21 protein-coding genes and 1 pseudogene are annotated in these 22,360 nt (G+C 65.5%); 15 read left to right on the forward strand and 7 right to left on the reverse strand.

Translation table 11 applies throughout. From position 1 onward, the window contains the following. Window positions 1-17: 17 nt before the first annotated feature. From AC4QBL_RS11970 to AC4QBL_RS11995, 6 genes are all read right to left on the reverse strand, one after another. Entirely contained in the window at window positions 18-710 is a 693-nt protein-coding gene (locus AC4QBL_RS11970; RefSeq protein WP_472901064.1) for an HAD family hydrolase, read from the reverse strand. After that, window positions 711-2,792: a transketolase gene (gene tkt / locus AC4QBL_RS11975; RefSeq protein WP_472901065.1), complete on the reverse strand. Its 2,082-nt coding sequence runs from the start codon at window positions 2,790-2,792 to the stop codon at window positions 711-713. A gap of 186 nt (window positions 2,793-2,978) precedes the next feature. Then, complete coding sequence (locus tag AC4QBL_RS11980; protein WP_472901066.1) at window positions 2,979-3,863, reverse strand: phosphoribulokinase; 885 nt, start codon at window positions 3,861-3,863, stop codon at window positions 2,979-2,981. 133 nt (window positions 3,864-3,996) lie between these two features. Continuing rightward, the gene (locus AC4QBL_RS11985) at window positions 3,997-5,097 is read right to left on the reverse strand and encodes a class 1 fructose-bisphosphatase (protein ID WP_472901067.1); all 1,101 of its coding nucleotides are present in this window, start codon (window positions 5,095-5,097) and stop codon (window positions 3,997-3,999) included. Window positions 5,098-5,134: 37 nt separating this feature from the next. Next, window positions 5,135-5,824 (reverse strand): ribulose-phosphate 3-epimerase, encoded by a 690-nt coding sequence (rpe, locus tag AC4QBL_RS11990; protein ID WP_472907775.1) that lies wholly within the window; start codon window positions 5,822-5,824, stop codon window positions 5,135-5,137. Window positions 5,825-5,868: 44 nt separating this feature from the next. Beyond that, window positions 5,869-6,576 (reverse strand): HAD-IA family hydrolase, encoded by a 708-nt coding sequence (locus AC4QBL_RS11995; protein ID WP_472901069.1) that lies wholly within the window; start codon window positions 6,574-6,576, stop codon window positions 5,869-5,871. Between the two features lie 110 nt (window positions 6,577-6,686). On the opposite strand from AC4QBL_RS11995, the gene AC4QBL_RS12000 reads away from it, so the two are divergent. From AC4QBL_RS12000 to AC4QBL_RS12025, 6 genes are all read left to right on the forward strand, one after another. Continuing rightward, on the forward strand, window positions 6,687-7,628 hold the full coding sequence (locus tag AC4QBL_RS12000; protein WP_472901070.1) for a LysR family transcriptional regulator: 942 nt from the start codon (window positions 6,687-6,689) through the stop codon (window positions 7,626-7,628). Between the two features lie 24 nt (window positions 7,629-7,652). Continuing rightward, window positions 7,653-7,886: a SlyX family protein gene (locus tag AC4QBL_RS12005; protein WP_472901071.1), complete on the forward strand. Its 234-nt coding sequence runs from the start codon at window positions 7,653-7,655 to the stop codon at window positions 7,884-7,886. A 306-nt stretch (window positions 7,887-8,192) separates the two neighbouring features. Further along, window positions 8,193-8,948, forward strand: coding sequence for a DUF3348 family protein (locus AC4QBL_RS12010; RefSeq protein WP_472907776.1), 756 nt, complete (start codon window positions 8,193-8,195; stop codon window positions 8,946-8,948). 10 nt (window positions 8,949-8,958) lie between these two features. Next, entirely contained in the window at window positions 8,959-11,391 is a 2,433-nt protein-coding gene (locus AC4QBL_RS12015; protein WP_472901073.1) for a DUF802 domain-containing protein, read from the forward strand. Beyond that, window positions 11,388-12,041 carry an OmpA family protein gene (locus AC4QBL_RS12020; RefSeq protein WP_472901074.1) on the forward strand — a complete coding sequence of 218 codons (654 nt, stop codon included), beginning with the start codon at window positions 11,388-11,390 and terminating at the stop codon, window positions 12,039-12,041. The genes AC4QBL_RS12015 and AC4QBL_RS12020 overlap by 4 nt, the downstream gene beginning before the upstream one ends. Beyond that, window positions 12,038-12,742 (forward strand): DUF2894 domain-containing protein, encoded by a 705-nt coding sequence (locus tag AC4QBL_RS12025; RefSeq protein ID WP_472901075.1) that lies wholly within the window; start codon window positions 12,038-12,040, stop codon window positions 12,740-12,742. The genes AC4QBL_RS12020 and AC4QBL_RS12025 overlap by 4 nt, the downstream gene beginning before the upstream one ends. Here AC4QBL_RS12025 and AC4QBL_RS12030 read toward each other — a convergent pair. Continuing rightward, entirely contained in the window at window positions 12,739-13,560 is an 822-nt protein-coding gene (locus AC4QBL_RS12030; RefSeq protein ID WP_472901076.1) for a hypothetical protein, read from the reverse strand. The two genes, AC4QBL_RS12025 and AC4QBL_RS12030, sit on opposite strands and share 4 nt — an antisense overlap. A gap of 49 nt (window positions 13,561-13,609) precedes the next feature. Between AC4QBL_RS12030 and AC4QBL_RS12035 the strand changes: the two genes are divergently transcribed. The 9 genes and pseudogenes from AC4QBL_RS12035 to AC4QBL_RS12075 all read left to right on the forward strand — a co-directional run bounded on the left by AC4QBL_RS12035 (window position 13,610) and on the right by AC4QBL_RS12075 (window position 22,188). After that, window positions 13,610-15,961, forward strand: coding sequence for an ATP-dependent DNA helicase (locus AC4QBL_RS12035; RefSeq protein ID WP_472901077.1), 2,352 nt, complete (start codon window positions 13,610-13,612; stop codon window positions 15,959-15,961). A 92-nt stretch (window positions 15,962-16,053) separates the two neighbouring features. Further along, window positions 16,054-16,563 carry a MarR family winged helix-turn-helix transcriptional regulator gene (locus AC4QBL_RS12040; protein WP_472901078.1) on the forward strand — a complete coding sequence of 170 codons (510 nt, stop codon included), beginning with the start codon at window positions 16,054-16,056 and terminating at the stop codon, window positions 16,561-16,563. Between the two features lie 83 nt (window positions 16,564-16,646). Beyond that, window positions 16,647-17,684, forward strand: coding sequence for an aromatic ring-hydroxylating dioxygenase subunit alpha (locus tag AC4QBL_RS12045; protein ID WP_472901079.1), 1,038 nt, complete (start codon window positions 16,647-16,649; stop codon window positions 17,682-17,684). Further along, window positions 17,681-18,652: a PDR/VanB family oxidoreductase gene (locus AC4QBL_RS12050; RefSeq protein ID WP_472901080.1), complete on the forward strand. Its 972-nt coding sequence runs from the start codon at window positions 17,681-17,683 to the stop codon at window positions 18,650-18,652. Before AC4QBL_RS12045 ends, AC4QBL_RS12050 begins: the two co-directional genes overlap by 4 nt. Before the next feature lie 100 nt (window positions 18,653-18,752). Continuing rightward, complete coding sequence (locus AC4QBL_RS12055; RefSeq protein ID WP_472901143.1) at window positions 18,753-18,971, forward strand: BrnT family toxin; 219 nt, start codon at window positions 18,753-18,755, stop codon at window positions 18,969-18,971. After that, window positions 18,931-19,200, forward strand: coding sequence for a BrnA antitoxin family protein (locus AC4QBL_RS12060; protein ID WP_472901081.1), 270 nt, complete (start codon window positions 18,931-18,933; stop codon window positions 19,198-19,200). The genes AC4QBL_RS12055 and AC4QBL_RS12060 overlap by 41 nt, the downstream gene beginning before the upstream one ends. Before the next feature lie 6 nt (window positions 19,201-19,206). Continuing rightward, a pseudogene (locus tag AC4QBL_RS12065) lies at window positions 19,207-19,539 on the forward strand (2Fe-2S iron-sulfur cluster-binding protein); the annotation flags it as partial. A gap of 430 nt (window positions 19,540-19,969) precedes the next feature. After that, a complete protein-coding gene (locus tag AC4QBL_RS12070) occupies window positions 19,970-21,145 on the forward strand; it encodes a PIN domain-containing protein (protein ID WP_472901082.1) in 1,176 nt (391 codons plus the stop codon). A 242-nt stretch (window positions 21,146-21,387) separates the two neighbouring features. Continuing rightward, complete coding sequence (locus tag AC4QBL_RS12075) at window positions 21,388-22,188, forward strand: hypothetical protein (protein WP_472901083.1); 801 nt, start codon at window positions 21,388-21,390, stop codon at window positions 22,186-22,188. Window positions 22,189-22,360 lie beyond the last annotated feature (172 nt).

Below are 22,360 nucleotides of genomic sequence, written 5' to 3' on the forward strand. Positions count from 1 at the left end.
AGGTGAAAAATGGGCGTTCAGGCTGTTGTGGGCAGCTCGGTGGTCAACGCCGAAAAATCGGGAATCACGCGATCAGGTGAGCAGGATTCGATGGGTTCACCCATGTTGTAGCCATAGGGCAGCGCCCACACCGCAATGCCGCCGTTGCGCGCCGTGGCCACGTCGATGCTGGAGTCGCCCACAAACAGGGTGCGCTCACGCGGCACACCAAAGCGCTGCAGGCAATGCTCGATACCGGCCGGGTTGGGCTTCTTCACCGGCAGCGTGTCGCCGCTGATCACAAGATCAAACAGCGGCGTCATCTGGTGTGCGTCCAACACGGTCTGGGTGTACCGCCCTTCCTTGTTGGTCATCACCACCAACTTCACGCCCGCCGCACGCAGGGCGTGCAGGGTTTCCCGCACCTGGGGATACAGGTGACTGCGCGTGCCGCAGCGGCGCTGGTAGAACTTGCCAAATTCGACCTCAATCAGCTTGAAGCTGTCTGAGTGGCGCACCAGGTCGGCTGTGGTGTTGCCCACATAGGCCAGCGCCTGGATCAGCAGCTCGCGCGTGCCGTGGCCAATCCAGTCGTTCACCTGCTGCTGCGTCACGGGTGGCAAATCAAACCGCGTCAGGGTGTCGTTCACCGCATCGGCAATTTCGGGCGCGGTCTCTATCAGCGTGCCGTCCAGGTCAAACAGGATCAGGTCGTAGGGGTAGGCAGCCATTCAGTGGGCCCCTTTGATGATGTGCTCGGGCAGCGTTTCTTCGAGCCGGTGGGCGGCCCGGTGCACCAGGGTGCGCACGGCGTCACACACGCGCGCACTGGTGATGCCGAAGTGCTGGTACAGGTCTTTGGCCGGTGCCGACTCGCCAAAGCTGGCGATGCCGACCACCACGCCGGTGCGACCGACGTACTTGCGCCAGAAGTCGGGGTGCGCGGCCTCCACCGCCACGGTGGGCAGCGACAGCGGCAACACCTTGTCCTGGTAGGCCTCGGGCTGGCGGTCAAACACGTTGCTGCTGGGCATGGACACCACGCGGGTGCTGATGCCCTCGGCGGCGAGCGCGGCATGGGCTTCCATGGCGAGCGAGGTTTCGGAACCGGTCGCCACGATCACCGCCTGCGGGTTCGCGCCCTCGGCCAGCACATAGCCGCCCTTGCGGATTTTCGAGACCATGGACAGGTCGCTCAGGCGCGGCAGGTTCTGGCGCGACAGGCACAGCGCGCTCGGTCCGTCACGCCGCTCGATCGCGCAGGTCCAGGCCACGGCGGTTTCCAGGCCATCGGCCGGGCGCCACACGTCCAGCCCCGGGATGATGCGCAGGCTGGGCACGTGCTCGACCGACTGGTGCGTGGGGCCGTCTTCACCCAGGCCGATGCTGTCGTGCGTGAACACATGGATGACGCGCAGCTTCATCAAGGCGGCCATGCGGATGGCGTTGCGGCTGTAGTCGCTGAACGTGAGGAAGGTACCGCCATAGGGGATGTAGCCACCGTGCAGCGCGATGCCGTTCATGATGGCGGCCATGCCGAACTCGCGCACGCCGTAGCTCATGTGGTTGCCCCAGGCGTCGCGCCCGGCCTTCACACAGCCCTTGAAGTTGGTGAGGTTGGAGCCGGTCAAATCTGCGCTGCCGCCGAAAAATTCGGGCACCAGCGGCGCCAGCACATCCAGCGCGTTCTGGCTGGCCTTGCGGGTGGCAAAGGCGTCGGCTTTGGCGGCAATGGCTTCCAGCACCTCGGGCAACTTGTCGGCGAACGCGGGCAACAGATCGCCGGCCATGCGGCGCTCAAACTCGGCGGCTTCCAGCGGGTACTGCGCGCGGTAAGCCTCGAAGCGCTCGCGCCAGGCCCGCTCGGCGGCGGCGCCGCGGTCCACCGCATTCCAGGCCAAGGCCAATTCATCGGGAACTTCAAACGGCGGCGCCGTCCAGCCCAGCGCGTCGCGCGTGGCCTGCACCTCGGCAGCGCCCAGCGCGGCGCCGTGCACGTCGTGCGTGCCGGCCTTGTTGGGCGAGCCCATGCCGATCACCGTCTTGCAGCAAATCAGCGTGGGCTTGCCGTGCGGCAGCGCGCCCTGCTTCTTGGCCTCCACCAGTGCCGCTTCAATGGCGGCGGGGTCATGACCGTCCACGTTGGGGATGACGTGCCAGCCGTAGGCGTCGAAGCGTTTGGGCGTGTCGTCGGTGAACCAGCCCTCCACATGGCCGTCGATGGAGATGCCGTTGTCGTCGTAGAACGCCACCAGCTTGGACAGGCGCAGTGTGCCGGCCAGGGCGCAAGCCTCGTGGCTGATGCCTTCCATCATGCAACCGTCGCCCAAAAACGCGTAGGTGAAATGGTCGACGATGTGGTGCGTGGCGTCCTCGTCTTCGCGGTTGAACTCGGCGGCCAGCAGCTTCTCGGCCAGCGCCATGCCCACCGCGTTGGTGATGCCCTGGCCCAGCGGGCCGGTAGTGGTTTCCACACCGGGGGTGATGCCCACCTCGGGGTGGCCGGCGGTCTTGCTGTGCAGCTGGCGAAAAGCCTTCAGCTCGCTCATCGGCAGGTCGTAGCCCGTCAGGTGCAGCAGCGCATAAATCAGCATCGAGCCGTGGCCGTTGGACAGCACGAAGCGGTCGCGGTCGGGCCAGTGCGGGTTGGCCGGGTTGTGCTTCAGGTGCCGGTTCCACAGCACCTCGGCAATGTCGGCCATGCCCATGGGCGCGCCGGGGTGGCCGCTCTTGGCTTTTTCCACAGCGTCCACCGCGAGCATGCGGATGGCGTTCGCCATCTGGCGAGCGAGTTCGGGAGAGGGGTTGTTCATGGTGTCCTTCGGGCCTGAAGTGGTTCAAGTTTCTCAGTGGGGTCTCTGCTGGCTGGCCCCCACCCCTGCCCTCCCCCAGCGGGTGAGGGAGTCAAGCGGGGAAGCTCGGGCATTCGGGCTTCGCTCCTTCCCCCGCTGGGGGAAGGCGGGGATGGGGGCCCGCGCGAAACAACGCAGATCAAAGCATCAAGCCAAGCCCATGGCTCTCTTCTTGCGCTCCACCATGCGCCATATAAACGGCGTGAAGATCAGCTGCATCGCCAGTTCCATCTTCCCGCCAGGCACCACGATGGTGTTGGCGCGGCTCATCATGGAGCCATTGATCATGCTCAGCAGGTACTGGAAATCGATGCCCTTGGGCTTGGCGAAGCGGATCACCACCATGCTCTCGTCGGCAGTGGGCACGTCGCGCGCCACAAACGGGTTGCTGGTGTCCACGATCGGCACGCGCTGGAAATTCACATGCGTGTGCTGGAACTGCGGGGTGATGTAGTTCACGTAGTCGGGCATGCGGCGCAAGATGGTGTCGGTCACCGCGTCGGCGCTGTAGCCGCGCATGTTCTTGTCGCGGTAGAGCTTCTGAATCCATTCCAGGTTGATGACCGGCACCACGCCGACCAGCAGGTCGGGGTATTGCGCCACGTTGTGCTCGGGCGTCACCACCGCGCCGTGCAGGCCTTCGTAAAACAGCATGTCGGTGTCGGCCGGCAGGTCTTCCCAGGGCGTGAAGGTGCCGGGCTCTTGCTTATAGGGCGCGGCTTCTTCGGCGTTGTGCAGGTACTTGCGGCTCTTGCCTTGCCCGGTCGCGCTGTAGGTGCGAAACAGGTTTTCAATCTCGCCGAACAGGTTGGCGTTGGCACCAAAGTGGCTGAAGTTGTTGTTGCCCGCCGCTTCGGCCTCGGCCGCCTTCAGCTTCATTTCCTTGCGGTCGTAGCGGTGAAAGCTGTCGCCTTCAATGATGCCGGCGGTCACATTCTCGCGGCGGAAGATGTTCTGGAACGTGCGGGTAACCGTCGAGGTACCGGCGCCGCTGGAACCTGTGATGGCGATGATGGGGTGGCGTTCAGACATGAAGTTCTCCAAAAAACAAAATCAGTTCAGCAGAGGGGATGCTCACCAAGGGCACAGCGGAACCGGCTTTGCCGGGCCGCCAGTGCCGCCCCCTTGAGGGGGTGACGCGCCCTTAGGCGCGGCGCGGGGGTGGTCAATCCCTGAAAAGGCTACGTTCGGCAAACAGCGGGTTCGCGTCTTCCTTGTAGGCCGCCGGCTCGTGGTGGTAGCGCTCAATGCGCTCCACCTCGTTTTTGCTGCCAAACACCAGGCCAATGCGCTGGTGCAGCGCGGTGGGCATGACGCCCAGCATGGGCACGCTGCCGGTGCTGGCGCGGCCACCGGCCTGCTCCATGAGCATGCCGATGGGGTTGGCCTCGTAAAGCAGGCGCAGGCGGCCGGGCTTGCTGGTGTCCTTGGTGTCGCGCGGGTACATGAACACGCCACCGCGCATCAGAATGCGGTGCGCTTCGGCCACCATGCTGGCAATCCAGCGCATGTTGAAGTCTTTGCCCCGGGGCCCGGTTTTGCCTGCCAGGCACTCGTCCACATAGCGCTTCACCGGCGCTTCCCAGAAGCGGCTGTTGGACGCGTTGATGGCAAATTCCTGCGTGTCGGGTGGAATCTGGATGTTGTGGTGCGTCAGCTTGAACTCGCCCAGGTTGGGGTCGAGCGTGAAGCCGTTGACGCCGTCGCCCACGGTGAGCACCAGCATGGTGGTGGGGCCGTAGAGCGCGTAACCCGCCGCCAGTTGCTGGGCACCAGGCTGGAAGAAGTCTTCGGCGGTGATGTCGCGGCCGCTGTCGATCACGTCTTGCGGCGCCCGCAAAATGGAAAAGATGCTGCCCACCGACACGTTCACGTCGATGTTGCTGGAGCCATCCAGCGGGTCAAACACCAGCAGGTATTTGCCGCGCGGGTACTGGCCCGGAATTTGATAAGGCTCGTCCATTTCTTCCGAACCCATGCCCGCCAGGTGGCCGCCCCAGTTGTTGGCGCTGATGAACATGTCGTTGCTGATCACGTCCAGTTTCTTCTGCGTTTCGCCCTGCACGTTGACGCTGGCGCCGCCGGCGGCAGCGTCGTGGTTGCCCAGCATGCCGCCGAGTTCACCAAAGGCCACCGCCCGGGCAATGGCTTTGCAGGCCAGCGCCACGTCCAAAATCAAGGCGTTGAAGTCGCCGCTGGCACTGGGGAAGCGCCGGCGCTCCTCAATCAGGAACTGGGTCAGCGTAGAGCGTTTGGACAAAGGCATGGCGGTCTCTCGGTGGTTTTTTTGATGCAGAAAGGGCTCAGGCGCTGCGGGCGTTCTTGCGCAGCTGCTTCATCACGGTGCGGTAGCCGCCGTCGTTGTCGGGCGCGCCAAACACGGCACTGCCGGCCACCAGCGTGTCAGCGCCGGCCCGCACGATCTCGGCGATGTTGTCCAGCTTCACGCCGCCGTCCACCTCCAGCCAGATCGGCTGGCCGCCTGCGGCCACGTGGGCGTCGATGCGGCGGCGCGCGTCGCTCAGCTTGGCCAGCGTGCTGGGAATGAACTTTTGCCCACCAAACCCGGGGTTCACACTCATCAGCAGCACCACATCCAGCCGGTCCATCACATGGTCCATCCACTCCAGTGGCGTGGCCGGGTTGAACACCAGGCCGGCCTTGCAGCCGTGGTCGCGGATGAGTTGCAACGTGCGGTCCACATGGCGGCTGGCTTCGGGGTGGAAGGTGATGATGTTGGCGCCCGCCTTGGCAAACAGCGGAATGAGCGCGTCCACCGGCTCCACCATCAGGTGCACGTCAATGCCGATCTTCACGTGCGGGCGGATCGCCTCGCACACCAGCGGACCGATGGTGAGGTTGGGCACGTAGTGGTTGTCCATCACGTCAAAGTGAACCAGGTCGGCGCCGGCCGCTTCAATGGCACGCACCTCGTCACCCAGGCGGGAAAAGTCGGCAGACAAGATGGAGGGCGCAAGGCGAATGGGGGTCATGGAACGGGCCGGTGGGGTGAAAGAAACGGTGGGCAAACGCGGCATCAGCCGTTGTGCCATTCGCGCAGGCGCGCCACGTTGACCTGGCTCAGGTCGGGCACCACCCGCAGGGCGCCGGTGAAGTCGTGGTGCGCGGTGAAGCTGTTGGGCGTGATCACGGTGGCGAGGCCGGCGGCCCTGGCCGCGCGCAGGCCATTGGCCGAGTCTTCAAAGGCCAAGCAATCGGCTGCACGCAGGCCCATGTCGGCCAGCACCTTCATGTAGACCTGCGGGTTGGGCTTTTTGACCGGGGCATTGCTGGCGTCGCCCACGGCCAGAAAGTGGCTGCGCCAGTCAGACCCAATGGCGCTGCGCAGCAGGGCCGCAATGTTGACGGGCGAGGTGGTGGTGGCAATGGCCAGTTGCAGGCCTTGCGCCCGGGCTTCGCTCATCAGCGCCAGCACACCGGGGCGCAGGGTCACCGCGCCGTTGTTCACCGCGTTTTCGTAATAGGCGGTCTTGATCTCGTGCAGCCGGTTGATGGTGGCCTCCACCGCGCCGCCGGCCAGCTCTTTCAAATCCGGCTGCAGGCTGCGCCAGTGGTGCAACATGCGCTCTTTTCCACCCGAAATGTCCAGCAACTGCGTGTATTGGGCCAGGTCCCAGTGCCAGCCCATACCGGCTTGCTCAAAGGCGTGGTTGAACGCGGCCAGATGCACGCTTTCGGTGTCGGCCAGGGTGCCGTCAACATCAAAAATCAGGGCTCGGAGCATGGGCTAAACCAGTGAATGCCCCCGAAAAACCGGGGTGTTGGCGAACTATAGGCATTCACTTAAATAAGGTAAATTCACGATTACTTGCTTTTAAGTTAAGCTTTTACTTAATGAAAAACGCCACCTTCCGCCAACTCAGGGTTTTCACTGAGGTCGCCAAACACCTCAGTTTTGCCCGCGCCGCCGAGGTGCTGCACCTGTCGCCGCCGGCGGTGACCATGCAGGTCAAAGAGCTGGAAGGCCATGTGGGCCTGCCGCTGTTTGAGCGCACCGGGCGCCAGGTGTCGCTGACCACGGCGGGCGAATACATGCTGGTGTACGCCCGCAAGGTGCTGGCCACGCTGAAAGACGCCGAAGACGCCGCCGCCCGCCTGCAGCGGCTGGAGGTGGGCACGCTCACCATCGGCATGGTGAGCACCGCCAAGTACTTTTTGCCCCGGCTGATGGCCGAGTTTCAGCACGAGCACGAGGGCATTGAAATCCGGCTGGCCGTGGGCAACCGCGAACAGCTGGTGAAGATGCTGCAGGGCAACGAGCTGGACATTGCCATCATGGGGCGCCCGCCCACCGAGCTGGCCACCCGCGCCGAGCCGTTTGCCGCCCACCCGCATGTGTTTGTGGCCGCCACCGACCACCCGCTGCTCAAGGTGGGCCACCCCACGGTGGACTCGCTCAAGCCCTACGGCTTTATCTTGCGCGAGCGCGGTTCGGGCACGCGCGCGGCGATGGAAAAGTTTCTGGAACGCACCCGCATGGAACCGCGCGTGGTGATGGAAATGACCAGCAACGAAACCATCAAGCAAGCGGTGATGGCCGGCATGGGCATCAGCTTTTTGTCGCTGCACACCATCGGCCTGGAACTGGAACACGGCCTGATTGCCACCCTGGACGTGGAAGGCACGCCCATCGTGCGCGCCTGGAACGTGGTGCACACCTTGTCTAAACTGCTCTCCCCGGCCGCCGAAGCGTTTCGCTATTTCATGCTCGAGCGCGCCGAAGGCCACCTGGCCGAAAAATACGGCCAGTTGCTGAAACTGCCGCAGGCGCTGTAGGCGCCCCATTTCCACCCCATACCCATGACAACCCCCAACACCCCGGCCACCGACCGCACCGACGAACGCCTGACGCAGCTCGAGATCAAGCTCAGCTACACCGAAGACCTGCTGGACACCCTGAACCAGCTGGTGGCCACGCAGCAAGACCAGATCGACCTGCTGCTGCGCGAAGTAGGCCGCCTGCGCCAGCACGGCGGCGGCGAAAGCATGGCCGCCCCACGCAACCCGCGCGACGAACTGCCACCGCACTATTGAACCCACGTTGGCCCGGGGGTGCGCGAACGAATGCACACCCCGGCCCGGGTGGTTACAAAGCGGGTTTCTGAATCGTTTCTAATTACCCCCGGCCACCGGTTTCGCCCTTTTCGGCGAATTCGATGCTGGCCACACCGGCTGCCGGCACACCTGCCGCAACCGACCCGTGTGCACACCCCAACGTTGACGCGACATTCAGGCCGAAGCACTGGATGAACACCCAGCGATGGACCGGTGCCCAGCGGCCTCCCCGGCCCACCCATTTTCAACCGCTTGATGGCCCCGTTTCGGGGTGAAGGATTGGTTTTGCGCAGCAACTTCAGCAGTTCCAGACTGGTGCGCCTGCTCGGTGACGGCATGCCCGCGCCGGCCGAGTCGCCCCGGCAGGACGTTGCCGAGCGGCTGGGCCAGTGGCTGAATGTGGCGGACGCCATTGCGCTGCATGCGGCCCACCAGTCGATCCAGGCCATGGCCTCTGCCAAGCCCGCGCGCGCCCGGGCCCACGGCACAGGCCGCGCAACCGCCTTGACCGCCGAATTTCAGCGCGTGCGCGCCACGCTGACCCAAGCCATCCAGACCCCACCGCCAACCGGTGCCAGCACCAAGCGGCACCGCCACGCGCTGCCCGCCAGCGTGCTGCCGTTGGACGCGGAAGCCCCGCCCGCCGCACCCGACATCAGCTTTGCTCCCTTCCAGCAGCGTTACCAGGAACACCAGCGGCGCATGGACATGAGCCTGGAAGCCCTGCGCGGCCATGTGCGCCAGACGCTGGCCAGCGCCACGCCAGCCCTGGCCCAGCTGGCCGCACTGGACGCCGTGCTCGACCCTTTGCTGGGCGGGCGCGAACAAAAAATGCTGGCCACTGTGCCCGCATTTCTGGAACGCCGTTTTGACCAGCTGCGCCAGCAGCACCCCACCGAGCCCGATGCGCCGGCGGCAGCGCCAAGCTGGCTGGCCTCTTTTGAACCGACCTTCCAGGCCACCTTGCTGGCCGAACTCGACGTGCGCCTGCAGCCCGTCCTGGGAATGATCGAAGCACTCAGCAACTCCGTGAATCAGTGAAGCAACAACAATGAGCAGAATCGTTTTGGCCGTGGCCTTTGTCCTGGGTCTGGTGGCCGTCCTCTGGGTGGGTGTGGGTTTTGTGGGCACCAGCGCGCTGGCGCTGGCCATGAGCGTGGTGATTGGCGCGGTGTACGTGTTGGGCGCCGTGGAAATCCGGCGCTTTCGCGCCGTGACCGCCTCGTTGCAAACGGCGCTGAGCCACATTCCGCAGCCACTGGCTCAGCTGGGCGACTGGCTCGCAGGCCTGCACCCTTCGGTGCAAAACGCGGTGCGCGCGCGGGTAGAGGGCGAGCGCGTGGCCTTGCCTGGCCTGGCGCTCACGCCCTACCTGGTGGGCTTGCTGGTCATGCTGGGCATGCTGGGCACGTTTGTGGGCATGGTCGTCACGTTCAAGGGCGCGGTGTTTGCGCTGGACGGCTCCACCGACCTGCAGGCCATTCGCTCGGCGCTGGCCGCCCCCATCAAAGGGCTGGGGCTGGCCTTTGGCACTTCGGTGGCGGGTGTGGCGGCGTCGGCCATGCTGGGCCTCATGTCGGCCATCAGCCGGCGCGAGCGCCTCGGCGTGGTGCGCCTGCTGGACGCGCAGATCGCGACCACCTTGCGGACGTTCTCGCTGGCCCACCAGCGCCAGGAAAGCTTCAAAGCCCTGCAGTCGCAAGCCCAGGCACTGCCCGCCGTGGTCACCCAGCTGCAAGCCCTGATGGCGCAGATCGAGCAGCGCAGCGAACAGCTGGACGCGCAGTTGCTCAGCCGCCAGGCGAAGTTTCACAGCGACGTGTCGGTGGCCTACACCGGGCTGGCCAGCGCCGTGGCCACGTCGCTGCAAGACAGCCTGAGCGCCAGCGCCCGGGTGGCCGGCGAGAGCCTGAAGCCGGTGGTTGAGTCCGCCATGGCGGCCATGGCCGAAGAGTCGGCGCGCCAGCATGGGCGCGTGAGCGACGCGGTGCAAACGCAGTTGAACGGTCTGGCCACCCAGTTTGGCGCCACCGCCACCACCGTGGCCGACACCTGGACCAGCGCCCTGGCCCAGCATGCGCACACCAGCGAACAGCAGGTGAGCGGGCTCGACCGCGCGCTGAACGCTTTCACCCACACCTTTGAAGAACGCGCCACCGCCTTGCTGGCCAGCGTGCAGGCCAGCGCCGCCCAGTCGCTCGCCGGGCTGGCGCAGGCCGACCAGCACAAGCAGGCCGCCTGGACGCAGTCGCTGCAAGCGCTGGCTTCCACGCTGCAAGGCGAATGGCAGCAGGCCGGCGCACAAACGCTGGCCCAGCAACAGGCCGTGTGCCAGGCACTGGAACACACCGCTACAACGATCAGCGAACGCGTCAGCCAGCAGGCCGGCCGCAGCCTTGACGACATGGCGCGCCTGCTGGCCCAGTCCGAAGAACTGGTGCGCGCCCGCACCGAGGCGGAAGCCCGCTGGGCTCAAGACCACGGCCAGCGCATGGACGCGCTGGCCACGCTGTGGCGCACCGAACTGGCCGCCCTGCGCAGCGACGAAAGCACGCGCGGCCAGGCCGCCGTGGAGCGCATGGAAGCGCTGCAGACCACGCTGGCCGACCAGCTGGCCGCCTTGCGCACCGACGAATCGGCACGAGGCCAGGCCGCCGTGGACCGCTTGGAAGCCCTGCAAACCACGTTGGCGCAACAGCTAACGGCTTTGCGCACCGACGAATCCACACGCGGCCAGGCCGCCGTGGACCGCCTGCAAACCTTGCAGGCCGAGCTGAGCGCCCACATGAGCACCCTGCGCACCGAAGAAGCCACCCGGGGTGAAGCGGCGGTGAACCGGCTGGGCGAGCTGCAAGGCGCGCTGGCCAGCCACCTGGCCACGCTGGGCACCGCGCTGGAAACCCCCATGACCCGCCTGCTGGAAACCGCCTCAGAGGCGCCGCGCGCCGCCGCCGAGGTGATTACCCAGCTGCGCCAGGAAATGGGCCACATCACCGAGCGCGACAACCTGGCTCTGAAAGAGCGCACCAGCCTGGTGGCCCAGCTCGACACGCTGCTGCACACGGTCCAGCAGGCCACGGGCGAACAGCGCGCCGCCATCGAGTCGCTGGTGGCATCGGCCGCCACGGTCATGGCGCAAGCCAGTGGCCAGTTTGCCCAGACCCTGGGCGCGCAGGCCGGCCGGGTGGACGAGGTGGCCGCCCATGTGAACGCCAGCGCGGTCGAGCTGGCCAGCCTGGGCGAGTCGTTCGGCCACGGCGTGCAGCTGTTCAGCGCCAGCAACCAGCAGCTCATGGACAGCCTGCAGCGCATTGAAGGCGCCATTCAGCATTCGATGGCGCGCAGCGACGACCAGCTGGGCTACTACGTGGCGCAGGCGCGCGAGGTGATCGACCTCAGCATCAGCGCGCAGCAAGGCATTGTGGAAGACCTGCGCCGGCTGCACGGCACGCCTGCCACCCAGCCGGTGGGAGCCGCGGGATGACCGACCTGGACGACCGCGACGACGGCGGCCTGGAACAGACCGCCCCGGTCTGGGCCGTGTTTGGCGACCTGATGTCGGGCCTGCTCGGCGCTTTCGTGCTCATTTTGGTGGGTGTGCTGGTGGTTCAGATGGACCTGATGAGCAACCTGGCCTCTGAAATTGCCAAGCGCGAGGCCGAAGAGCAGCGCCGCATGGCGCTGGAAAAAGCGCTGGCCATTCCGTTGCAAACGGGCCGCGTCACGCTGAACAACGGGCGCATTGGCATCAGCGGCAGCGTGCTGTTTCCGCTCAACTCCGACGAGCTGCGCCCCGACGGCCGCCAGCTGCTCAAGAGCCTGGTGCCGCCGCTGCAGGTGTACCTGGGCGAGCGCGACGAAATGCTGATGGTCAGCGGCTTCACTGACGACCGCCCGATCCAGGACGGCAACCGGCGCTACGCGGACAACCTGGAGCTGTCGGCCCAGCGCGCGCTCACCGTGACCCGCGCGCTCATGGACGAAGGCATGCCGCCCGCGCGCGTGTTTGCCGCCGCCTTCGGGGCCGAACAGCCGGTGGCCTCCAATGCCGAGGAACAGGGCCGCACCCTGAACCGCCGGGTTGAAATGGCGCCGGTGCCCAAAACCGCCACCCCACCCGCGGCCAAGCCATGACCGAGCCGCTGGCCGCCCTGGCCGATCTGCGCAACGCGGGCGCCCACCAGCTGGACCCGGTGCGCTTTCACTACCTGGAGGCGCTGGCCGCCCGCGTGCAAACGGCCACGCCGGGCGTGCAAAGCGCGCTGGCCGCCCGGCTGGGCGCAGCGCTGGCCGACTACCAGCAGCGCGCCACACAAGCCCTGCAGGCGCGCCAGGGCGCAGAAGACGCGCAGACCGCGCAACACACTCGGCAAAAAATGGAGCGGCGCCGGCTGGCGGCGGCCTGCGGCGTGGGCATGCCGGCAGCCAGCGCCCAGGCCGCCGAGTCGCCGCTGGCCGAGCTCACCCGCTACATCGATCGCGTGCGGCAGGCGCCGGCCGACGATCCGCTGGCGCACGGCGCCCAGCCCCACCAGCACGCCCTGCCCGAACTCAACAGCGTGCGCCGGTTTCGCGAAACCTGGTCGCGCATCTGCGCCGAAGACCAGGTGGACCTGGCCGTGGAGCGTGGCCCGGAAAACGCCGGACCGCTCAACTCGCACATGCTGGTGCTGCGCTCGCTGGCGCTCATGCGCGAGCTGTCGCCCCACTACCTGCGGCGCTTCATGGCGCATGCCGACGCCCTGCTGTGGATCGAGCAGGCCAGCGCCCGCCTGAAGCCCCCCGCCGCCAAGCCCAAGGCGGTGCGCGGCGCCAAGGCCAAAAAACCCAGCTAAAACCGGGTTTGTTGCCGCTCTTCGCGCTGCACCGGGCCGGCCTTGGCCAGCGCCATCCACACATGAAACGGCAGGCGCTCCAGCGCGCGGCGCGGTGCCTCGCGCACCACCATCAGCGCATCGGGTGTGGCCAGCATCACACCGCATTCGGGTGGAATCTCGTCGGGCTCGCCAATCGGGCGGCCGCGCGCGTCGTGCCCCAGCACATACCAGCAAGCGCTGGCCAGCCCCAGGTAGGCGGCGCGCTTGGCGGGTTTTTTCAGGTCGCCCAGCAGGTCGGCGCGGTTCACCTTGATCTCGTGCACCACCGGCTCCAGGTAGGCTTCCACCGAGCTGCGGCGAATGGAAAACACGTCGGGGCAGGCCATGCACCAGGCGTGGTCGGGCTGGCCGGGCACGGTGTCGGTGTCGTCGTCCAACGCGCTCAACTGCGCGGGCGGCCCGGCCACCACGGTCGGCGCCACGCCATCGTCCAACGGGGCGCCTTGCAACAACGTGCGCGGCAAGGGAACCCGCAGCGCCAGGCCGCGCCAGGCCAGGCGCCCCGCGCGGCCCATGGCCACCGCCACCTGCTCCACCAGCGCTTCGTGCGGGGAACGCGCCGCCTTGTTGCTGGCAAACACCCGCGCCAGCGTTTCAATGCCGGCGTCGGTCACGCGCAGCGTCTCGTGGCCCTGGTCCGACAGGCGCCGCTCTACCTGCCCCGCGGCCAGCAGCTCCACCTCAAGCAGGTCCTGGCAAGGCCAGCCGGCCGAGCGGTAAATGTCGCGCAGGCGCTGGTGGTGGCGGCGGGTCAGGGTGGGCACAAACGAACTCATCAGCTGATGGTATATCCAGTACGATGCCACACCCCAACGCCTGCCCATCTTGAACACCGCCGCCCCCCGCCTGGAAGCCGAAACCGCTGAAGACTCCCCGCTGGGCGCGGTGGCGGTGCGCGCGCTGTGCGACTTTGCGGCCCGCGCGGGCGACCTGGACCTGCGCTTCACGCCCTCGCCCAGCGGCAGCGAAGGCGTGGCCGGGCACAGCGAGGTCACCTCGCGCCGCGGCGCGGGCTACCAGCGCGAACTGCCCCTGAGTGTGGTGTGGGGCGGGCTGCGTGTGCAAGGCCGGGCCGATGGGTTTGATTCCGTGGCCCTGCGGCTGGAAGAAATCAAAACCCACCGCGGCGACCCGGCCCTGATTGGCGCCAACCAGCGCGCGCTGCACTGGGCGCAGGCCCGCGTGTATGGCCACATGCTGTGCGAACAACTGGCGCTGGACGGGCTGGACCTGGCGCTCGTTTATTTCAACATCGACACCGCGCAAGAAACGCCGCTGGTGCAGCACCACAGCGCGCCCGAACTGCGCGCGTTTTTTGAAGCCCTGTGCACGCGCTACGCGGTGTGGGCGCGGGCCGAGCGCGCGCACCGCCTGGCGCGCGACGCGGCGCTGCGCGCGCTGGCCTTTCCATTTGCCGCGTTTCGCACCGGGCAGCGCGCGCTGGCCGAGGCGGTGTACCGCACCCACAGCCACGGCCGGGTGTTGATGGCACAGGCGCCCACCGGCATTGGCAAAACCATGGCCACGCTGTTTGCCGCGCTCAAGGCCGCGCCCGGCAACGGCAAAGACCCGGGCACCGACAAACTCTTTTACCTGACCGCCAAAACCCCCGGCCGCCAACTGGCGCTGCACGCGCTGGACAAGCTCACCCAGGCCGACACACCGCAGGCCATCCCGCTGCGCGTGCTGGAACGCGTGGCCCGCGACAAAGCCTGCGAGCACCCCGACAAAGCCTGCCACGGCGACAGCTGCCCGCTGGCCCAGGGCTTTTACGACCGCCTGCCTGCCGCCCGCCAAGCCGCCGCGCAGGCCCGCTGGCTGAGCAAAACCACGCTGCGCCAGGTAGCGCTGGAACACACCGTGTGCCCCTACTACCTGGGGCAAGAAATGCTGCGCTGGAGCGACGTGGCCGTGGGCGACTTAAACCACTACTTTGACCACGGCGCCGCCTGGCACGCACTGACCGAGGCCAACGGCTGGCGCGTGGGCCTGCTGGTGGACGAAGCGCACAACCTGATCGAGCGCGCGCGCCTCATGCACAGCGCCACGCTGGAGCCCGCCGCCTTTCAGGCGCTGCGCCAGGCCGCGCCCGCCGCGCTGAAAAAGCCGCTGGACAAACTGCAACGCCGCTGGAGCGCCCTGGCCAAAACCCAGACGCAGGACCACGAGGTGCTGCCCGAGCTACCCGGTGAATTCATCACCACGCTGCAGCAACTGTGCAGCGACATCGGCGACCACCTTGCGCAGCACCCGCAAGACGCGGTGGACGGCCCGCTGCAGCGCTGGTGGTTTGAGGCGCTGCACCTGCTGCGTGTGGCCGAGCAGTTTGGCGAGCATTCGCTGTGCGACCTGACCCGCGACACCAGCACCGGGCGGGCCAAGCACCCCGCGCTGGCCATCCGCAATGTGGTGCCCGGCCCGCTGCTGGCGCCGCGCTGGGCCGCAGCCCACAGCGCCACGCTGTTTTCAGCCACGCTCGCGCCCATGGACTTTGTGGCCCACATGCTCGGCCTGCCGGCCGAGACGCTGCGGGTCGATGTGCCGTCGCCCTTCGCGCCCGAGCAGCTGGCGGTGCGCGTAGCGCCCCACATTTCCACCCGCTGGAGCGACCGCAAGGCCTCGCTCACGCCCATGGCCAAGGTGATGGCGGCGCAATACGCCGCCGAGCCCGGCAACTACCTGGCGTTTTTCAGCAGCTTTGACTACCTGCAGCAAGCGCTGGACCGGTTGCAACAGCACCACCCCGCCCTGCCGGTGTGGGCGCAGTCGCGCGGCATGAGCGAGCCCGAGCGCGACGCCTTTGTGGCCCGCTTCACCGAAGGCGGCCAGGGCATTGGCTTCGCGGTGCTCGGTGGCGCGTTTGGTGAAGGCATTGACCTGCCGGGCCGCCGCCTCATTGGCGCCTTCATTGCCACGCTCGGCCTGCCGCAGGTGAACCCGGTCAACGAGCAAATGCGCGCGCGCTTGCAAGCCCTGTTTGGCCGCGGTTACGACTACACCTACCTCTACCCCGGCCTGCAAAAAGTGGTGCAAGCGGCCGGGCGGGTGATCCGCACCGAGCAAGATCACGGCACCGTGTGGCTGCTGGACGACCGCTTTGCGCGCCATGACGTGCAACGCCTGCTGCCGGCTTGGTGGCGCGGCCCGCGCACGGCACCGAACACGCCTGACCTATAGTGCGGCCTGGGCTGCACCCGCTTGGCGGTGCACTGCGCAGTACCCCAAAGCACCACCATGCCCACGGCCCAGCGCCCTTTTCTCGCCAACCCATGCCAGACACCCAACCCGACCCAAACACGCCGCCTCGCCCCGAGCGGCCCGAAGACGCCATAGCGCTGCATGCCGAGCCCGGCCACCTCATCCGCCGCGCCCACCAGCTCGCCGTGGCCACCTTTCACGACACCCACGGCCGCCAGATCACGCCGGTGCAATACGCCCTGCTGCGCGCCCTGCAAGAAGAGCCCGGCCTGGACCAGGTGACGCTGGCGCAGCGGGTGGCGCTCGACACCTCCACCACCGCCGACATCGCCACCCGGCTGGAAAGCAAGGGCTGGATCGTGCGCGAGCTGCTGGCGCGGCGCCAGCGCAGCCTGCGCCTCACGCCGGCTGGCGAAACCATGCTGAGCGACATGCTGCCCCGCGTGGAGCCCATGTACCAGCAACTGCTGCAGCCACTATCGCCCGCTGAGCAAGCCGAGTTTTTGCGCCTGCTGCGCAAGTTTGTGCACCTGAACGAAGCCGCAGCACCGCCGCAAACCTCGGGAAAACCCGAATTTTGAACCCCTGTCATTGGCGCCACACATTCCGTAAAATACGCGTCATTCAGCATACTGAATGAAACACACCCCACAGGAGACGCTGCATGTTCCCCAAAAACACCTGGTACGTGGCCTGCACGGCCGAAGACATTGACGCCAAGCCCCTGGGCCGCAAAATTTGCAACGAGCGCATCGTTTTTTACCGCGCGCAGGCCGGCAAAGTGGCCGCCGTGCAAGACTTTTGCCCCCACCGCGGCGCCCCGCTATCGCTGGGCTACGTGTGCGAAGGCAAACTGGTGTGCGGCTACCACGGGCTGGAAATGGGCTGCGACGGCAAAACCATCGCCATGCCCGGCCAGCGCGTGGGCGGCTTCCCGGCCATCCGCAGCTTCCCGGTGGAAGAGCGCTACGGCTTCATCTGGGTCTGGCCCGGCGACAAAGACAAGGCCGACCCGGCCCTCATTCCCCACATGGAGTGGCACGACAACCCCGAATGGGCCTACGGCGGCGGGCTCTACCACGTCAAGGCCGACTACCGCCTCATGGTCGACAACCTGATGGACCTGACGCACGAAACCTATGTGCATTCCACCAGCATCGGTCAAAAAGAGATTGACGAGGTGCCCTGCAAAACCACGATCGACGGCGACACCGTGGTCACCAGCCGCTTCATGGAAAACATCTCGGCCCCGCCATTTTGGAAAGCCGCCCTGCGCGCCAACCACCTGGCCGACGACGTGCCGGTGGACCGCTGGCAAATCTGCCGCTTCACACCACCCAGCCACGTCATGATTGAGGTGGGCGTGGCCCACGCCGGCCACGGCGGTGTGAACGCACCGGCCGAACACAAGGTGTACGCCGTGGTGGTCGACTTCATCACCCCCGAAACCGACACCTCCATGCACTACTTCTGGGGCATGGCGCGCAAGTTCAACCCGCAAGACAAAGCGCTCACCGCGCAAATCCGCGAAGGCCAGGGCAAGATCTTTTCAGAAGACCTGGAAATGCTGGAGCGTCAGCAGCAAAACCTGAGCGAATTCCCCGAGCGCGCCCTGCTCAAGCTCAACATTGACGCCGGCGGCGTGCAGTCGCGCCGGGTGATTGACCGGCTGATTGCCGCCGAACAAGGCGCCGCCCCATGAACCAGCCCAGCCCCACCCTGGCCGTGTGCGTGGCCAGCAAGCGCACCGAAGCGCTGGGCATTTGCAGCCTGCAACTGGTGGCCACCGAGGGCACCACCCTGCCCGCCTTCACCGCCGGCGCCCACGTGGACGTGCACCTGCCCGGCGGCCTGGTGCGCCAATATTCCCTGTGCAACCCGCCCAGCGACGCCGGCCGCTACGAAATCGGCGTGCTGCGCGACGCCCAGTCGCGCGGCGGCTCGGTGGCCGTACACGACGCCGTGAACGAAGGCACTGTGCTGCAAATCAGCGCGCCCAAAAACCACTTTCCCCTGGCCGCAAACGCCGACCACCACCTGCTGCTGGGCGGCGGTATCGGCATCACGCCGCTGCTGGCCATGGCCGAGCACCTGGCCAGCCACGGCAAAAGCTTCGAGCTGCACCACTGCACCCGCTCGCGCGAGCGCACACCCTTCACCGAGCGGCTGGCCGCGGCAAGCTTTGCGCGCCACGCGCACCACCACTTTGACGACGGCCACGCCACCCAAAAGCTGGACATAGCCGCCACGCTGCAACAGGCCAACCCCGGCACCCACCTGTATGTGTGCGGCCCGCAAGGCTTCATGGACGCCGTGCTGAGCACCGCCCGCGCCCAGGGCTGGCCCGAAGAACGCCTGCACCACGAATACTTCAGCGCCGCCCCGGCAGATACCGCAGGCGACGGCAGCTTCGAGATGGAAGTGGCCAGCACCGGCCAGGTGATCACCGTGGCTCCCGCCCAAACCGCCCTGCAAGCCCTGCTGGCCGCGGGTTTTGACATTCCCATGTCGTGCGAACAAGGCGTGTGCGGCACCTGCCTGACCGGCGTGAAAGCCGGCACCCCCGACCACCGCGACCACTACCTGACGCCAGAAGAACAAGCCGCCAACGACCAGTTTCTACCCTGCTGTTCGCGGGCCAAGGGTGGGCGGCTGGTGTTGGATTTGTAGATGGCTGGACGCACGCATTTGCATTTATTGGGGGTACATTGATATATTGAGATCGAGCTGAGACGACGCCAAGCGCAGCAGAACCCTGCTGGAGCGTGGCCTGGACTTTGCGCATGCAAAGGCCGTGTTTGAAGGCTTGCATTTCACAGCGCAAGACACCAGAGCGGGCTACGAAGAAGATCGGTTCATCACCGTGGGGTGGCTGGATGCCCGTTTGGTGGTTTTGGTCTGGACCCCACGCGGCGAGGTACGCCGCATCATCAGCATGAGGAAAGCCAATGACCGGGAAAAAACGCTCTACGCCAGCCACCTGGAATGACCCGGACGATGCACCGGAATTGACGGATGCATTTTTCAAGTCCGCCGACCTGTATGACGGGAACAAACCCAAGGCACGCGGCCGCCCCAAAGCTGCCACCACCAAGGAGCCTGTCAAGCTGCGCCTGGATGCCGACGTGCTGGCCGCGCTGCGCGCCAGCGGTGAGGGGTGGCAGACACGCATCAACGACACCTTGCGGGCAGCACTGAGCCTGGCCGGGCGGGTCTAAACCGAGGGCTGGCCCGAAGAACGCCTGCTCCACGAATACTTCAGCGCCGCCCCGGCAGACACCGCCGGCGACGGCACCTTTGAGGCGGGAGTGCACAGCACCGGCCAGGTGGTCACCGTGGCCCCCGCCCAAACCGCCCTGCAAGCCCTGCTGGCCGCGGGTTTTGACATTCCCATGTCGTGCGAACAAGGCGTGTGCGGAACCTGCCTGACCGGCGTGAAAGCCGGCACCCCCGACCACCGCGACCACTACCTGACGCCGGAAGAACAAGCCGCGAACAACCAATTTCTACCCTGCTGTTCGCGGGCGAAGGGTGGGCGCCTGGTGCTGGATTTGTAGATGGCGGAGCGCGGGTTGCTGCGCATTCACCCATGGGCAAAGGGTCGCGATTCGCGGCCCTTTGTTTTTGGCGCGCGGCTGGAAAGGCTGCACTGCCGCAAACTGCACCTGGGTTGAAGGGGTGAATTGGGCCAACTGAATTCACATGACTGACAGTCAGGGTGCTGACTGACCACTGACGACCCGTTGCGGCCGATTGGTCATCCGAGTCAATGGCTGCAGTGCAGCGACAGCGGTAGTTGGTGGTCGCGCTCGCAGTTCACGGTCATGTACACAGACCTGTCAGCCAGGCAACTGCGATGTCGCTGGTCCGATGACCGTTCATCGGGCCAATGCTGACGTTGCCTGCTGTAAAGGAGTCGAGGCCGGCCGAACGTCCGCTGACTGATCTGTCCAACAGGCACTGCCGACCCGCAGCAGACGGGGGTTCATGTGGTTGCACTACTATTGCAACATGCCGCCAGGACTCCCAACTCCTCAAGAACTCGTCGACGGTGAGGTAGCGTTCTTTTCCCTGGACACGGATGTCATACAGGCCGCTGGCTACAACTTCGGCAAGGGAGCGCTCAACCAGCTTCCGCGCCAGCTTCCTACCGCCATGAAGCTCCAGCTCACGGAGGTCGTTCTGCAGGAGATCGTTGGTCACAAGCTGGCTCCCGTGAAGGAAGCTGCCGACAAGTTCCAGGCTTCGACCGCAGGCCTCACCAGGCTTACTGGCCTAGATTTCAGTCCAGTAGACTTTCATTTCAGCAAGCTAGATGTGCTCGCTGCCGCGCAGCGGAAATTTGAGGCAGACGTCAAGAACTACGTGTCGCAGTGCGGCGGTGACGTCCTATCCATAGCGGATGTCGACCCGGAGATGCTCTTTGCTCGGTACTTCGCGGCAGATCCCCCATTCGGCCTCAAGGCCGACAAAAAGTCGGAGTTCCCAGACGCGGCGGCGTTGTTGCTCCTTGAGCAGCACGCGATTGACGAGGAGACAAAGGGCATTCTTGCTTCGGGAGATGCTGGCTGGAAAGCCTTTGCAGACCAGTCTGCCCACCTTTACTGCGTCTCATCGCTGGACGACTTGGCAGCGCTATTTGCCGCGACCGATGCCCACGCTCAAGCGGTGAGGGACAAGATTGCGGCCGCCGTAGGCGACAAGCATTCCGCTCTACGGGCGCAACTTACGGAGTCACTCAAGGAACACGTTTCTAGCGCAGATTGGGACGCGAGCGAACTGTACAACGGGTCTCGACGCATCGAACCTGAGGTTAGTGATGTGGAGCTGACGGACTATTCCGTCCACGAAAGCTCGCTGAACGTCTGGAAGGTCGAGAACGAACCGGGAGCCTGGGTCGTCGAACTGACGGCCAGCGTAACGGTAGACGTCACAGTGAGCGTTCAGTTTTTTGTCTGGGACTCAATTGACCGTGAAGAATTGGCCTTCGGCCATGACAGCTTCACGTTCTCCCAAGAAGTGGAAGTTGAGGCGTTTCTCACCTGCCACTCTGTGAAGCTGGAAGTGGCGCCTGAATTGTGGGAAATTGAAGTTGAGATTGGCTCCGGGAAGTACTCGCTTGAAGCTGCCGAAGTGGAGCCGGACTTCAGCGACCACGATTGATCGCGGACGTTCCTAGGCTGATGCCCTTGGCCCCGTGACTGGCACCTGTATGGGAAACCATCCCAGTTGGCAGCTTAACCAACGTTGGCACTGCGCCTGGAATCAGTCACGGTCAGTTGGTGGTGCGACTCTGCTTGTCCAACTATCATTCTTCGATGCCTCAACGGACCAACCAATTCCAAAGACTCGCGGTTCACATCCACGCTCGGTTAAGTAAGGGGTGGAAGGTCGAAGAGTCAAAGATGCTGGTTGATCGGATAACGGGCGAACTGCGAGAGGTGGATGTGACAGCCACGGCGACTGTTGGTACGCATCAAATCGTCCTTAGCGTGGAGTGTCGGGACCACCAGCGGCCCGCCGATACGCCTTGGGTGGAGTCGATGGCTCAAAAACACGCTAACTTGGACACGTCAAAGCTTGTGCTCTGGTCACGCAGCGGCTTTACCGCCCCTGCAGCTGCTAAGGCGAGTTTCCTCAACATCGATACTGTTTCGGCACGTGATGTGAAAGATGCTGATTGGGCCAAGTTCGCTCGCGCCTCTGTAGGTTCCAAGATTCGACTCGTTACCCCTGCATTCCAGCCTGAGGTCTTGGTCGTAACCGCAAATAGCGACGTTGTTCCAATGAATAGCCCGGAACTGGCGGTCTGGTTCGATGAAGCTGGACGTGTGGCTGGTTCAATGCAGGGCGTACTGAACCAGCTCTTAACAGACGAAGAAGTGCGGACTGTAATGCTTGACCATGCGCCGCTCGGCTCGGGGGACTTCTGGACGCATGTTGTTCCCCCGGAAGGGAGGACATGGTTTGTCCAGTCTGACAAAGGGGAGCGCATAGTGGTCCGGCGCATCGCGGTTGGGATCAAAACCATGACCGAGGTCGTGAAATTGCAGACTGCCTCAGCGCCCTACGACGGAAAAATCGTCACGCTTGCGAGCGGTGTGCAGGAGAACGGCCGGCACGTGAACGTCTACGTCGAGGAATCCCCGCCTAGCCTAGCCAGCTCCAACATTGAAGAAGACAGTGGCACGGACCCGCAAAGTTAAGTGCCAGCTCTTGGCCGACCGCTGATTCCGCGGCTCCAGTCGTTCGACCCTTCTGTGCTCGAAAGACAGGTGAACGCGGCGTCCGACATTCAAGAGTGCCAAGTCACCGGCTGCACCCAGCCTTTATCGGGTACCCGGCTGGCGCCGGGCAAGGTCAGCTGATGGCCGAAAG

The sequence above is a fragment of the Hydrogenophaga sp. L99 genome (genome assembly GCF_058731905.1).

Bases quoted from the DNA above. Each gene is read 5' to 3' on its own strand.
- AC4QBL_RS11970 (WP_472901064.1), bottom strand. From the start codon at position 710: ATGGCTGCCTACCCCTACGACCTGATCCTGTTTGACCTGGACGGCACG.
- tkt (WP_472901065.1), bottom strand. From the start codon at position 2,792: ATGAACAACCCCTCTCCCGAACTCGCTCGCCAGATGGCGAACGCCATC.
- AC4QBL_RS11980 (WP_472901066.1), bottom strand. From the start codon at position 3,863: ATGTCTGAACGCCACCCCATCATCGCCATCACAGGTTCCAGCGGCGCC.
- AC4QBL_RS11985 (WP_472901067.1), bottom strand. From the start codon at position 5,097: ATGCCTTTGTCCAAACGCTCTACGCTGACCCAGTTCCTGATTGAGGAG.
- rpe (WP_472907775.1), bottom strand. From the start codon at position 5,824: ATGACCCCCATTCGCCTTGCGCCCTCCATCTTGTCTGCCGACTTTTCC.
- AC4QBL_RS11995 (WP_472901069.1), bottom strand. From the start codon at position 6,576: ATGCTCCGAGCCCTGATTTTTGATGTTGACGGCACCCTGGCCGACACC.
- AC4QBL_RS12000 (WP_472901070.1), top strand. From the start codon at position 6,687: ATGAAAAACGCCACCTTCCGCCAACTCAGGGTTTTCACTGAGGTCGCC.
- AC4QBL_RS12005 (WP_472901071.1), top strand. From the start codon at position 7,653: ATGACAACCCCCAACACCCCGGCCACCGACCGCACCGACGAACGCCTG.
- AC4QBL_RS12015 (WP_472901073.1), top strand. From the start codon at position 8,959: ATGAGCAGAATCGTTTTGGCCGTGGCCTTTGTCCTGGGTCTGGTGGCC.
- AC4QBL_RS12020 (WP_472901074.1), top strand. From the start codon at position 11,388: ATGACCGACCTGGACGACCGCGACGACGGCGGCCTGGAACAGACCGCC.
- AC4QBL_RS12025 (WP_472901075.1), top strand. From the start codon at position 12,038: ATGACCGAGCCGCTGGCCGCCCTGGCCGATCTGCGCAACGCGGGCGCC.
- AC4QBL_RS12030 (WP_472901076.1), bottom strand. From the start codon at position 13,560: ATGAGTTCGTTTGTGCCCACCCTGACCCGCCGCCACCACCAGCGCCTG.
- AC4QBL_RS12040 (WP_472901078.1), top strand. From the start codon at position 16,054: ATGCCAGACACCCAACCCGACCCAAACACGCCGCCTCGCCCCGAGCGG.
- AC4QBL_RS12045 (WP_472901079.1), top strand. From the start codon at position 16,647: ATGTTCCCCAAAAACACCTGGTACGTGGCCTGCACGGCCGAAGACATT.
- AC4QBL_RS12050 (WP_472901080.1), top strand. From the start codon at position 17,681: ATGAACCAGCCCAGCCCCACCCTGGCCGTGTGCGTGGCCAGCAAGCGC.
- AC4QBL_RS12060 (WP_472901081.1), top strand. From the start codon at position 18,931: ATGACCGGGAAAAAACGCTCTACGCCAGCCACCTGGAATGACCCGGAC.
- AC4QBL_RS12070 (WP_472901082.1), top strand. From the start codon at position 19,970: ATGTGGTTGCACTACTATTGCAACATGCCGCCAGGACTCCCAACTCCT.
- AC4QBL_RS12075 (WP_472901083.1), top strand. From the start codon at position 21,388: ATGCTGGTTGATCGGATAACGGGCGAACTGCGAGAGGTGGATGTGACA.